This is a genomic window from Alexandriicola marinus, from assembly GCF_004000435.1.
Lineage (GTDB): Bacteria > Pseudomonadota > Alphaproteobacteria > Rhodobacterales > Rhodobacteraceae > Alexandriicola > Alexandriicola marinus.
Map to the genome: position 1 here is coordinate 929462 of NZ_RBVZ01000001.1, position 11477 is coordinate 940938.

An 11477-nucleotide genomic window follows, 5' to 3' on the forward strand; every position below is an offset into this window, starting at 1 on the left:
CAGCCGTGGATCCATCCCAGTTTCTTCCCAGTTTCGGCAATGCCGCCTTCACGATTGCCGCCTTCGTGGTCGCCCTGTCGATCATCGTGGCGATCCATGAATACGGCCACTACATCGTCGGACGCTGGAGCGGGATTCATCCCGAGGTGTTCTCGCTGGGGTTCGGCCCTGTTCTCTGGAGCCGGGTCGACAAGCGCGGGACGCGCTGGCAGGTCGCGGCACTTCCCTTTGGCGGCTACGTCAAGTTTCTGGGCGATGCCAATGCGGCCTCGGTCGGCAGCGCCGACGCGGTTCCCGATATCGACCGCCGCCGAACGATGCTGGGCGCGCCGCTCTGGGCGCGGTCCGCCACCGTGGCGGCAGGGCCGATCTTCAACTTCATCCTGTCGCTGCTGATCTTTGCCGCTGTCCTGTTTGCCCAGGGTCAACCCGCCGATCCGGCGCGTGTCGCGGCTCTCGAACCGCTTCCTGACGTGATGGCGCCGGGCCTCGAACCCGGGGATGAGATCATCGCCATTGAAGGTCAGCCCGTTGAAACCATAGAGGAATTCTATGCTGCGATGGGCGCTCTGACGCCGATGCCCGAGATCGGGTATACCGTGCGGCGGGGCGGTGATGTCGTTGATATCACGGGTCATTGGCCCTATCCGCCGATCGCGCTTGGCCTGAACCCGGCTTCGGCGGCCTATGACGTTGACATGCGTCCAGGCGACGTGGTCCTCGCCGTGGATGGCGAGCCGATCTATGCCTTCGGTCAACTGGTCGAAAAGGTTACCGAATCGAACGGCCAGCCGCTTCTTCTGGATGTCTGGCGCGATGGCGAGACCCTCGAATTCAGCGTGACGCCGCGTCGGATGGATCTTCCGCTGGCAGAGGGCGGGTTCGAGACTCGCTGGCTGATCGGGATCACGGGCGGCGTTCATTTCGATCTTGAAACAGAGCGTCCGGGCGTGTTCGAGGCGCTCTCGATGGCGGCGCAGCAGGTCTGGTTCATCATCACGAGTTCGCTGTCAGGCCTTGGCCACATGATCACCGGCGCGATTTCGACCTGCAATCTTTCCGGTCCGGTGGGAATCGCCCAGACAAGCGGCGCCATGGCAAGTCAGGGTGGCCAGAGCTTCATCTGGTTCGTCGCCGTCCTGTCGACGGCCGTGGGGCTTTTGAACCTTTTCCCGGTTCCGGTGCTCGATGGCGGTCACCTCGTGTTTCATGCCTATGAGGGGATCACCGGCAAGCCGCCCAGTGACGCGGCCCTGCGGATCCTGATGTCGATCGGACTGGCCCTGATCGGGACGCTGATGATCTTTGCGATCGCAAATGATCTGTGGCTTTGCCCCTGATTTCGTCCGAATAGGCGCCCCGCGCCATATTTCCGACAGATTTTCTGGCGAGAACATCGACCCAAGGCAATAAAACCATTCGCTGATTTGTCGGAGGCTTTCATGCAGACGATCCTGAACAGCACTCGTGGGCTGAGCGTCCTGTTCAACCTGAACTGGGACCGTATCCTTTATGTCCTGACCTGCATCGTGGCGCTTTGTGCCGGTGCGTGGGTCGGAACATTGGGCATCTTCTGACGCCATCAGCCACGTTTCGCCGAACCGCTTGCGCGCGCCTCCGGGCGCGCGTCTTCGTTTTGACAAGGCCCGACAATCCCGATACTCCGTTCCAACCTGTTAGCTGCTCTGGGCGGGAAGAAATGACGCGAATTCTGGGAGCCGTGGCTGACGCGGCCATACGGCTGACACGCCTCTGGGCTGTCCTGACACTTGCCATCGCAAGCGTCCTTCTTTCTCCGGAGCACGTTGCGGCCCAGACCTTTCAGTTTTCGTCGATCCAGGTCGAGGGAAACCAGCGCGTGGGCGATGCGGCGGTGATCAATTTCGCCGGATTGAACACGGGGCAGGCACTCAGCGGGGGCGAGCTGAATGATGCGGCACAGGCAATACGGGCGACGGGCCTGTTCGAAACGGTCGATCTGATTCCCCAAGGCGGCCGTCTTGTCATCCGCGTCAGCGAATATCCCACGATCAACCGCATCAATTTCGAAGGCAATCGCCGCGTCTCGGATGCCGAGCTTGAAACTGTCGTCGGCTCACGCGAACGGCGTGTCTACAGCCCCGCACAGGCCGAGGCCGATGTGCGCGCCATCACGCAGGCCTATGCGAACGAGGGCCGGATCAACGCCGTCGTGACGCCGGCGATCATTCGCCGCGCCGACAACCGCGTCGATCTGGTGTTCGAGATCACCGAAGGCGGGATCACCGAGATCGAACGGATCAGCTTTGTCGGCAACCGTTCGTTCGGCGACTATCGGCTGCGCGGCGTTCTCGAATCTAAACAGGCGGGGCTTCTGCGGGCGCTGGTCGGGCGCGATACCTTCATTGCCGACCGGATTGCCGCCGACCGCCGGATGCTCACCGATTTCTATCTCAGCCGCGGCTATGCCGATTTCCAGGTCCTGAACGTCGACGTGGCGCTGACCCGCGACCGCGAGGCCTATCTGATCACCTTCAACGTGCAGGAAGGTCAGCAGTTCCGGTTTGGCGACGTCTCGCTTTCGACGACGATCCCCGAAGCGAGTGCCGAGGAGTTCGAGGCCGTGTTGCGGACCCGTCCCGGCGCCGTCTATTCGCCCGAAACGGTCGATCAGGATATCGAGCGGCTGGAACGTCTGGCCCTGCGCCAGGGCATCAATTTCCTGACGGTCGAGCCGCGCATCACCCGTGATGACCGCAATCTTCTTCTGAATGTTGAATATGTCCTTGTCCGCGGCGAGCGTCTGTTCGTCGAAAGGATCGACATCGAGGGCAACAACACCACGCTTGATCGTGTCGTGCGCAGCCAGTTCGATATCGTCGAAGGCGACCCCTTCAACCCGCGCGCGATCCGTCAGGCGGCAGAGCGTATTCGCGCGCTGTCGTTCTTCGGGGCGACGGACGTCAACACGCGGGAGGGCTCGGCGCCGGATCAGGTGGTGGTCGATGTCAATGTGATCGAGGCGCCGACGGGATCGCTTTCGTTCGGAGCAAACTACTCGACCGATTTCGGGGTCTCGCTTCTGGCGTCCTATCGCGAACGCAACTTCCTCGGTCGGGGCCAGAACCTGAGTTTCGAACTGTCCACCGGCGCCAGCAACCGCGTTTTGGCGTTCAACTTCGCCGAACCCCAGCTCCTGGGCCGCGACCTTCGGTTCTCGTTCGGGCTGGATTACCGGACCACCGACAACCAGAACGCGCTTTACGACACCGAGACGTTCCGCGTGACCCCGGCCCTGCGCTTCCCGGTGAGCGAGAATGGCCGTCTGACGGTCTTCTATGCGGCCGAATACACCGACATCACCGATGTCAGCGGCGAACGCACCGATGCGCCTGCGGATCGGGCCAGCCTTCTGATCTTCGACGAGGCGGATGAAGGCGGCGTCTGGACGAATTCGCTTGGCTATTCCTACAGTTTCGATACGCGGCGCGAGGGCATCGATCCCACCGCAGGCATCCTGTTCCGCTTTGGTCAGGAACTGGGTGTTGGCGACAGCAACTTCCTCCGGACATCGGCGCTGATCGCGGCCGAGGCACGGGTGCTGCGCGAGGATGTGACCCTGCGGGCAGTTCTCGAGGGGGGTGTTCTCAACTACTTCGACGGGGCGAGCCGCGTGACCGACCGCTATTTCATGGGATCGAGCGTGATGCGCGGCTTCGAGCCGGGCGGCATCGGCCCCCGAGACGCCGCGACCGATGACGCGCTGGGGGGCGAAATCTTCGCCGTGGCCCGTCTCGAGGCGCAATTCCCCATCGGCCTGCCCGAAGAATACGGCATCAGCGGCGGCGCCTTTGTCGATTACGGCTCGCTCTGGTCGGTGGGCGACCTGCGCTCGCTGAGCGAGGCCGATGTTCTCTACAACGACTTCACCCCGCGTGCCGTCGGAGGCTTGTCCATCTTCTGGGAAACGCCGATCGGTCCCTTGCGGTTCAACTTCACCGAACCGCTTCTGGCCGAAGAGTTCGACAGGCCCAAGAGCTTCGATCTCACGGTTTCGACCAGCTTCTGATGCGACAGGTGCCGCGAGGGCTGTGGACCGGGGGCGCAGGGGCGATCCTTGCGGTGTTCACGCTGGCATCGATGGCCGTCGCACAGCAAGAGGCCCCGGTGCCGCCGAGCGCGCCCGTCCAGATCGACGGGCCGGCATCGAACCAGGTACGCAGCCCGGTTCTGACCATCGATACGGATCGGTTGTTCGGCGATTCACTCTTCGGTCAGCGCGTACTGTCGGAGCTGGGCGAGGCAACCGAGGCACTGGCCGCCGAGAACCGCCGCATCGAGGGTGAACTGAAAGAAGAAGAACGCAGTCTGACAGAGCGGCGCGCGGATATGGATGTCGCCACATTCCGGCAGGAGGCCGATGCCTTCGATGCCCGCGTTCAGCGGATCCGTCAGGAACAGGACGCCAAGGAACGGGCCTTGCAGGAACGCCTCGCCGATGGTCAGGAGGCGTTTCTCTCCACGGCGACCCCGATCCTCGGCCGCCTGATGCTGGATCGCGGGGCGGTCGTGATCCTTGACCGGCGGACGGTGTTCCTCGGGGTGGGGATCGTCGACGTCACCGATGCCGCGATCGAGGCGATTGACGCTGAAATCGGCGCCGGTGTCGAAATCGGGCAACCGACCCAAGAGTAGCGCGCAGGCCGGTGGCCTGTGGGTTGCCGCCCGCCATCGGGATTGCTAGTCAGTCCCGGGCCGAGCGCGGCCGATACCGACTTCGGCACCGCCCCCGCGCGGCTGACCGACACCTCCAAGGAATTCGTGAATGACCGACACCGCCACCACCCCGACCGAGGCCGACATCCAGCTGATCCAGCGGATCCTGCCGCACAGATACCCGTTCCTGCTGGTCGACAGGGTGACGGATATCGACGGCACAAGTTCGGCCATCGGGATCAAGAACGTCACGATGAACGAGCCCCATTTTCAGGGCCATTTCCCCGGACAGCCGATCATGCCCGGCGTGACCATCGTCGAGGCGATGGCGCAGACCGCGGCCGTGATGGTCGGCACGACGCTTGATCTGACGGACGGCGACCTGCTGATCTATTTCATGGCGATCGACGGCTGCAAGTTCCGCCGCAAGGTAATCCCGGGCGATCAGCTGCGCATGGAACTGACGACGCTTCGCGGCAAGCCGGGCGGCAAGGTCTGGAAATTCCGCGGCGTCGCGACCGTTGACGGTGAACTCGCCGCAGAGGCCGAATTCTCTGCCATGATGGACACGAAAGCAGGGTGATGTCCGGGATCCATCCCAGCGCGGTGATCGAGGACGGGGCCGAAATCGGCCCGGATGTCACGATCGGGCCATTCTGCCATGTGGGCGGAGAGGTTGTCCTTGGCGCGGGGGTGAGCCTGAAATCCCATGTGGTCGTCATGGGCGCGACCGAAATCGGGCCGGGCACCACCATCTGGCCCTTCGCGGTCATAGGCGAGGTGCCGCAGGATCTGAAATATCGCGGCGAGGCGACCCGGCTCAGGATCGGGGCGGGCACCCGTATCCGCGAACATGTCACGATCAATATCGGCACCGAAGGTGGCGGCGGGTTGACCGAGATCGGCGACGATTGCCTTCTGATGGCGGGCGCCCACGTGGCCCATGACGTCCGGATCGGGAATGGCGTGATCCTTGTCAATCATGCCTCGATCGCGGGGCATTGCCGGATCGGCGATCAGGTGATCGTGGGTGGGCTTGCGGGCGTGCACCAATGGGTGCGGATCGGGCGCGGGGCGATCATCGGGGCCCTGTCGATGGTGACCCATGACGTCATCCCCAACGGTCTGGTGCAGGGTCCGCGGGCCGAGCTGGACGGGCTGAACCTCGTCGGTCTGAAACGCCGTGGCGTGGCGCGCGACGAGATCAACGCCCTGCGCGGCGCCTTCGAGGCAATCCGCGCAGGCGACGGCAGCTTCGTCGACAGGGCCCGCGCATTAGGTGCGAGTAGCGACAGCGATCTCGTGGCGGAACTCGTGGCCTTCGTGACCGGCGAATCCGATCGGCAATTCCTGACCCCGCGATGATCGGTCTTTTCGCAGGACGCGGCGCATTGCCGGACATCGTTGCCCGTCATCTGCGGCAAGACGGCCGTGTTCCCGTCGTGTGCGAGTTGGAGGGCCAGACGCCCGCGATCTCGGTTGCCGTCCCCCGGCTGGGCTACCGGCTCGAGACTTTGGGCAGCACCCTTGAAACGCTACGTCTGATGGGCGTCACGGATCTGTGCCTCGTGGGCGCGCTGGATCGCCCCGCACTTGATCCGGCGCGTCTGGATGCTGAGACCCGGCCCCTGATGTCGCGCCTGTCGGCGGCTCTGGCCCGGGGCGATGACGGTACCCTGCGTGCGCTGATCTCGATTCTCGAAGACAGGGGCTTTGCCATCCGCGCGGTACAGGATCTTGTCCCTGACCTGTTGCCGCCGTCAGGTGTGCTCACCGCCGCCGCCCCTCCGCCGGGAACCGAGGTTGACGCCGCCGCAGGCGAGGCCGAGGTGGCGCGCATGGGTCTGGCCGATGCCGGTCAGGCCTGTGTCGTCCGCGAAGGACAGGTGATTGCCCGTGAAGGGCCCGAGGGCACCGACGCGATGCTTGACGGGCTCAAGGGGGCGCCGCGGCCTTCACGGCCACCGGCCGATCCGGTCAGCTGGCTGTTCGATACGGCCACCGATCTGGTGGGTGACGCGGCCGATTGGCTGTCGAACACCAGCGAGGGCCGGAAAGGCAGTGGCGCGATCCTGTTCAAGGCACCGAAGCCCGGGCAGGACCGGCGCGCCGATCTGCCCGTCATCGGCCCCGAAACCGCGCGGCGCGCGGTCGAGGCCGGGCTGAGCGGGATCGTCATAGAAGAGGGTGGTGTGATGATCGTGGACCGGACCCGCACGATTGCCACGCTCGATGCGGCAGGCGCCCATCTTTGGGTCCGCCCACACGGGGGCGCGGCGTGAGGGTCTTTGTCGTCGCCGGTGAGCCCTCGGGCGACAAGCTGGGACAGGCGGTGATGTCGGCACTGCGCGCCAAGGTCGAAGGCGAAATCGAATTCGCGGGCGTGGGCGGCCCGCTGATGAAAGGCGAAGGGCTGAAAAGCCTTTTCCCGATGTCGGAATTATCCGTGATGGGGCTGGCCGAGATCCTGCCGAAGTACCGCCACCTCAAACGCCGGATCCGCGAAACCGCCGAGGCGGCGATCGCCTTTGATGCCGATATCGTGCTGACGATCGACAGTCCCGATTTCTGCCTGCGCGTCGCGCGGATGGTGCGGGCGAGACGTTCTGCCTCGCGGCCGCGTCTGGTGCACTACGTTGCCCCCTCGGTCTGGGCGTGGCGGCCCGGGCGGGCGGAAAAGATGGCCCGATGCGTCGATCACGTTCTGGCGCTTTTGCCGTTCGAGCCGCCGATGATGGAGGTCGCCGGCGTCACGTGTGATTTCGTGGGCCACCCCGTGGTGGCCGAGCCGACCGCCAGCCCGGAAGAGGCACGGGCCTTTCGGGCGACCTATGGTCTGGACGATGCGCCCGTGATCCTCGCGCTGCCGGGGTCGCGCAGGGGCGAGGTGACCCGGCTGGCCCCGATCTTCGGTGAGACGCTGGCCCGGGTGCTGGGCGAACGCCCCGGCGCGCGGATCGTGATCCCCGCGGCCGGCTCGGTTATGTCGGAACTCGAGGATCTGGTGCGCGACTGGCCCGGCGCGCCGCTGATCCTTGCACCCGCGACGGACGCGGTCACGCAGGCCGCCAAGCGCGCGGCCTTTGCCGCCGCTGATGTCGCTCTGGCGGCGTCCGGCACGGTGTCGCTGGAACTGGCGGCCTCGGGCACGCCGATGGTGATCGGCTATGACATGAACTGGATCACCCGGCAGATCGTCTCGCGGATGCTGATGGTCGATACGGTGACGCTGGTGAACCTTGTCAGCGACACCCGCGCCGTGCCCGAGTTTCTGGGCAAGGCCTGCAGGCCCACGCCCATGGCCGAAGCGGTGCTGGCCCTGCTGGACGATCCGGGGGCGCAGCAAGCCGCGTTGTCTCTGACGATGGACCGGTTGGGCCGCACTGGTCTCCCCCCGGGGGAGCGGGCGGCGATCTCGATCCTGCGCCAGCTGGACCGCGCGGGCCACTAGTCCGAACTCTTCGCCATGTCGACGCCTGCCAGAAGGATGGGCAGGGTCTTGTCCCACCCGGATATGCCGGCCTCGCCGCTCTCCAGATGCCAGCACAGCGCGAGGCCCATATGCGCGGCGGCCCATTCCCGGATCCGCCGTTCCGCCAGATCGAGCACGCTTGAAAATCGCGATGCGAGCGCGCTGTGATAGGCTGGGTCTTGCGTGAGCTCCGGCATGCCGAGCGGATTGCCGAAGCTATTCGCCACCTCGTATCCCCGGCAGCCGATCACGCCCTTGGCGTCGATGGCCCGCCAGTTCCGGCCCTGGCCCATGATGTTGTCGTGATGCAGATCGCCATGGAGCGGAATGGCAGTGCCCGATTGCGCAAGGCACTGCCGGGCGAGCTGGGCGGCGCGTGCGATGTCGCCCCGCAGGGCAGGCGGCACGCGCGACAGATCAGTACCTAAGAGCGCGCCGAACCGATCCTAGAGTGATTGCAGAGGCGGGCAGGGGGTCCGCCCCCGCGCGTGAAGCCGGGGCAGGAGGTCTGCGATAACGTCGATCCCCCGGGCCACATCGCCGGCGCGCATCACCTCGCCAAGCGACGGCCCGTCCAGCCATTCGATCAGGATCGCATCGTCGTGCATGCCCAGCACGCGGGCCGTGCCAGCCCCGTCGCGCCAGATCATGAACCGCGCGCCGGTCAGTTCCTCCCGGCCCGCGTCCGTCAGAAGTTTCAGCGCGGCCGGCGTGCCGTCGGGCAGCGCCACCCGGAACACATGGCTCGACAGGGTGGTTGCGATCAGGGTCGGGTCCGCGACGCCAAGGGCCGTGCAGGCACGGCCCAGCCGGTCAGGCGCCACGCCAGATCCAGCCGCCTCCGAACACCCGGCTGCCCTCGGGGTCGTAGAATACGCAGGCCTGACCGGGGCTGACACCCTCTTCGGGGGTCAGCAATTCGACCTCGGCCGTCGTGGGCCCGGTGGGCCGGATCACCGCGTCTGTGGGTGGTCGGGTCGAGCGGACCTTGACCGCCAGCGGCCATTCGGCGCGCGAGGCAAAGGGTTCGTCCCCCAGCCAGTTGATCTCGCGCACCGGAATCACCCGGGTGGAGAGCATCTCTTTGGGGCCGACGATCACGCGCCGCGCCTCCACGTCGAGCCGCACGACATAAAGCGGTTCGGACAGGCCGCCGATGCCAAGGCCCCGTCGCTGACCGATGGTGTAGTGGATCACGCCACCATGGGTGCCCAGAACCCGCCCGTCCGCGTGCACGATCTCGCCCGGATCGGCCGCGCCGGGGCGCAATTTCTCGATCACGGCGGCATAATCGCCGTTCGGCACGAAACAGATGTCCTGGCTATCGGGCTTGTCCGCAACCGGCAGCCCGTGCCGGGCCGCAAGCGCGCGCGTCTCGGCCTTCGATCGCAGATGCCCCAGAGGAAAGCGCAGGTATGACAGCTGTTCGGCGGTGGTCGAGAACAGGAAATAGCTCTGATCGCGGGCGTGATCGGCGGCCATGTGCAGCTCTGGCCCCGCCATCCCCATCTTGCGCTGGATGTAATGGCCGGTCGCCATGCAATCTGCATCGAGGTCCTTTGCCGTTTCCAGCAGGTCGCGAAATTTCACCCGTTCGTTGCACCGGATGCAGGGAACGGGCGTTGCGCCAGCCAGATAGCTGTCGGCGAATTCATCGATCACCGCTTCGCGGAAGGTATTCTCGTAGTCCAGCACGTAATGCGGGAAGCCCATGGTCTCGGCCACGCGGCGCGCATCGTGGATATCGCGGCCCGCGCAGCAGGCGCCCTTCTTCGCAAGCGCCGCGCCATGATCGTAAAGCTGGAGCGTGACACCCACCACGTCATAGCCTTCGCCCGCCAGTTCGGCGGCGACGACGGAGGAATCCACGCCGCCCGACATCGCCACGACGACACGTGTCTCGGCCGGTGGCTTGGGCAGGCCAAGTGAATTCAGCGCAGGATCGAGAGGCATGGACAGGTCCCTTCGGGGCGGATTTCTCTTATGAACCGGAAATCCGTGGGAATATAGGAAAATGCCACATACTCTCAAGCCCCGGTTTCACGATGAATAAACCCTGAGTGCGAAAAATCGCGGCATGTGGATAATTATCGGGGTGAGACATGTATCTGCGAAAAGTCGAAGGGCCGCGGTCGGTCCGGCTCAAGGATGGAACCGTGATGACCCGGGCCGACCTGCCGCCCGCGGATACCCGACGCTGGGTCGCATCACGCAAGGCGGCGGTGGTGCGGGCGGTGGCCGCGGGATTGCTTTCGCGCAACACTGCGCTCGAGACCTATGGCCTGTCGGACGAGGAGTTCAGCCACTGGGAGGATTGCATTGAACGACACGGCGAATCTGCACTCAGAGCGACAGCTGTGCAAAAGTATAGACAACCATAGGTGGTAGTGGCATCATTCATCTGAAGTAACGTGCGATTAACCATTCCGAGTCATCAAGAACGGGATAGGAACATGGAGACTTCGGAATGCGCGTATTGCTGGTAGAGGACGATCCCGCCACCGCTCGGAGCATCGAGATGATGCTGACTCATGCGAATCTCAACGTCTATGCGACAAACATGGGGGAGGAGGCGGTCGACCTTGCAAAGCTTTATGACTACGACATCGTCCTCCTCGACCTGAACCTGCCCGATATCAGCGGGCTCGAGGTTCTGCGTCAATTGCGCGTGGCCCGGATCGACACGCCGATCCTGATCCTGTCGGGCGAGGATGGCACCGAAAGCAAGATCAAGGGCTTTGGCTTCGGTGCGGACGACTACCTGACCAAGCCGTTCCACCGCGAAGAGCTTGTGGCGCGCATCCATGCGATTATCCGACGCTCAAAGGGGCATTCACAGTCGATCATCCAGACCGGGAAAATCGCCGTCAATCTTGATGCCAAGACGGTCGAGGTCGATGACAAGCCGGTCCATCTGACGGGCAAGGAATACCAGATGCTGGAGCTTCTCAGCCTGCGAAAGGGCACGACCCTGACAAAGGAGATGTTCCTGAACCACCTGTATGGCGGGATGGATGAACCCGAACTCAAGATCATCGACGTCTTCATCTGCAAGCTCCGCAAGAAACTGAGCCAGGCCACAGGTGGCGAAAACCACATCGAAACGGTCTGGGGCCGCGGCTATGTGCTGCGGGACGACAAACGCGCAGCAGAAGCCGAGGAGGCATTGGCCCTGGGTGCCTGAGGTCTGAGCTCCGGCTATCGGAGTGCGTGTCGCGAGAGATGACCCACTCACGGGTCCCATCGGGTGCGGGGACGCAATTATGCCCCCCGCACCCAAACCGAGTTGTCGTGCCGGCGATAACGGTTC

General features: G+C 64.5%; 11 protein-coding genes and 1 pseudogene. 10 read left to right on the forward strand and 2 right to left on the reverse strand.

What is annotated here, in order from left to right; genetic code table 11:
- Positions 1 to 5: 5 nt before the first annotated feature.
- The 8 genes from rseP (at position 6) to lpxB (ending at position 8146) form a co-directional block, all read left to right on the forward strand.
- Positions 6 to 1340 carry an RIP metalloprotease RseP gene (gene rseP, locus EP376_RS04595; RefSeq protein ID WP_127654343.1) on the forward strand — a complete coding sequence of 445 codons (1335 nt, stop codon included), beginning with the start codon at positions 6 to 8 and terminating at the stop codon, positions 1338 to 1340.
- Between the two features lie 102 nt (positions 1341 to 1442).
- Positions 1443 to 1577, forward strand: a complete 135-nt coding sequence (locus EP376_RS23490; protein WP_255519401.1) for a hypothetical protein — start codon at positions 1443 to 1445, stop codon at positions 1575 to 1577.
- A gap of 122 nt (positions 1578 to 1699) precedes the next feature.
- A complete protein-coding gene (bamA, locus tag EP376_RS04600) occupies positions 1700 to 4048 on the forward strand; it encodes an outer membrane protein assembly factor BamA (RefSeq protein ID WP_127654344.1) in 2349 nt (782 codons plus the stop codon).
- An 8-nt stretch (positions 4049 to 4056) separates the two neighbouring features.
- Positions 4057 to 4674: an OmpH/Skp family outer membrane protein gene (locus EP376_RS04605; RefSeq protein WP_240652429.1), complete on the forward strand. Its 618-nt coding sequence runs from the start codon at positions 4057 to 4059 to the stop codon at positions 4672 to 4674.
- Positions 4675 to 4804: 130 nt separating this feature from the next.
- Positions 4805 to 5278: a 3-hydroxyacyl-ACP dehydratase FabZ gene (gene fabZ, locus EP376_RS04610; protein ID WP_127654346.1), complete on the forward strand. Its 474-nt coding sequence runs from the start codon at positions 4805 to 4807 to the stop codon at positions 5276 to 5278.
- On the forward strand, positions 5278 to 6060 hold the full coding sequence (lpxA, locus tag EP376_RS04615; protein WP_127654347.1) for an acyl-ACP--UDP-N-acetylglucosamine O-acyltransferase: 783 nt from the start codon (positions 5278 to 5280) through the stop codon (positions 6058 to 6060). Before fabZ ends, lpxA begins: the two co-directional genes overlap by 1 nt.
- Positions 6057 to 6977 (forward strand): LpxI family protein, encoded by a 921-nt coding sequence (locus tag EP376_RS04620; RefSeq protein WP_127654348.1) that lies wholly within the window; start codon positions 6057 to 6059, stop codon positions 6975 to 6977. The genes lpxA and EP376_RS04620 overlap by 4 nt, the downstream gene beginning before the upstream one ends.
- Complete coding sequence (gene lpxB, locus EP376_RS04625) at positions 6974 to 8146, forward strand: lipid-A-disaccharide synthase (RefSeq protein ID WP_127654349.1); 1173 nt, start codon at positions 6974 to 6976, stop codon at positions 8144 to 8146. Before EP376_RS04620 ends, lpxB begins: the two co-directional genes overlap by 4 nt.
- On the opposite strand, the pseudogene EP376_RS23285 reads toward lpxB, so the two are convergent.
- Positions 8143 to 9066: pseudogene (locus EP376_RS23285) on the reverse strand (aminoglycoside phosphotransferase family protein). The gene lpxB and the pseudogene EP376_RS23285 overlap by 4 nt on opposite strands.
- Complete coding sequence (gene mnmA, locus EP376_RS04640) at positions 8981 to 10120, reverse strand: tRNA 2-thiouridine(34) synthase MnmA (protein ID WP_127654352.1); 1140 nt, start codon at positions 10118 to 10120, stop codon at positions 8981 to 8983. Before mnmA ends, EP376_RS23285 begins: the two are co-directional and overlap by 86 nt.
- A 149-nt stretch (positions 10121 to 10269) precedes the next feature.
- Here mnmA and sciP point away from each other — a divergent pair, with 149 nt between their 5' ends.
- Both sciP and ctrA read left to right on the forward strand, forming a co-directional pair.
- Positions 10270 to 10548: a CtrA inhibitor SciP gene (gene sciP, locus EP376_RS04645; protein ID WP_127654353.1), complete on the forward strand. Its 279-nt coding sequence runs from the start codon at positions 10270 to 10272 to the stop codon at positions 10546 to 10548.
- An 86-nt stretch (positions 10549 to 10634) separates the two neighbouring features.
- The gene (gene ctrA / locus EP376_RS04650) at positions 10635 to 11351 is read left to right on the forward strand and encodes a response regulator transcription factor CtrA (RefSeq protein ID WP_127654354.1); all 717 of its coding nucleotides are present in this window, start codon (positions 10635 to 10637) and stop codon (positions 11349 to 11351) included.
- Positions 11352 to 11477: the final 126 nt, after the last annotated feature.

Excerpts from the sequence above, each read along its gene's own strand:
- EP376_RS23490 (WP_255519401.1), top strand. The coding sequence starts at position 1,443 with ATGCAGACGATCCTGAACAGCACTCGTGGGCTGAGCGTCCTGTTCAAC.
- bamA (WP_127654344.1), top strand. The coding sequence starts at position 1,700 with ATGACGCGAATTCTGGGAGCCGTGGCTGACGCGGCCATACGGCTGACA.
- fabZ (WP_127654346.1), top strand. The coding sequence starts at position 4,805 with ATGACCGACACCGCCACCACCCCGACCGAGGCCGACATCCAGCTGATC.
- lpxA (WP_127654347.1), top strand. The coding sequence starts at position 5,278 with ATGTCCGGGATCCATCCCAGCGCGGTGATCGAGGACGGGGCCGAAATC.
- EP376_RS04620 (WP_127654348.1), top strand. The coding sequence starts at position 6,057 with ATGATCGGTCTTTTCGCAGGACGCGGCGCATTGCCGGACATCGTTGCC.
- mnmA (WP_127654352.1), bottom strand. The coding sequence starts at position 10,120 with ATGCCTCTCGATCCTGCGCTGAATTCACTTGGCCTGCCCAAGCCACCG.
- sciP (WP_127654353.1), top strand. The coding sequence starts at position 10,270 with ATGTATCTGCGAAAAGTCGAAGGGCCGCGGTCGGTCCGGCTCAAGGAT.
- ctrA (WP_127654354.1), top strand. The coding sequence starts at position 10,635 with ATGCGCGTATTGCTGGTAGAGGACGATCCCGCCACCGCTCGGAGCATC.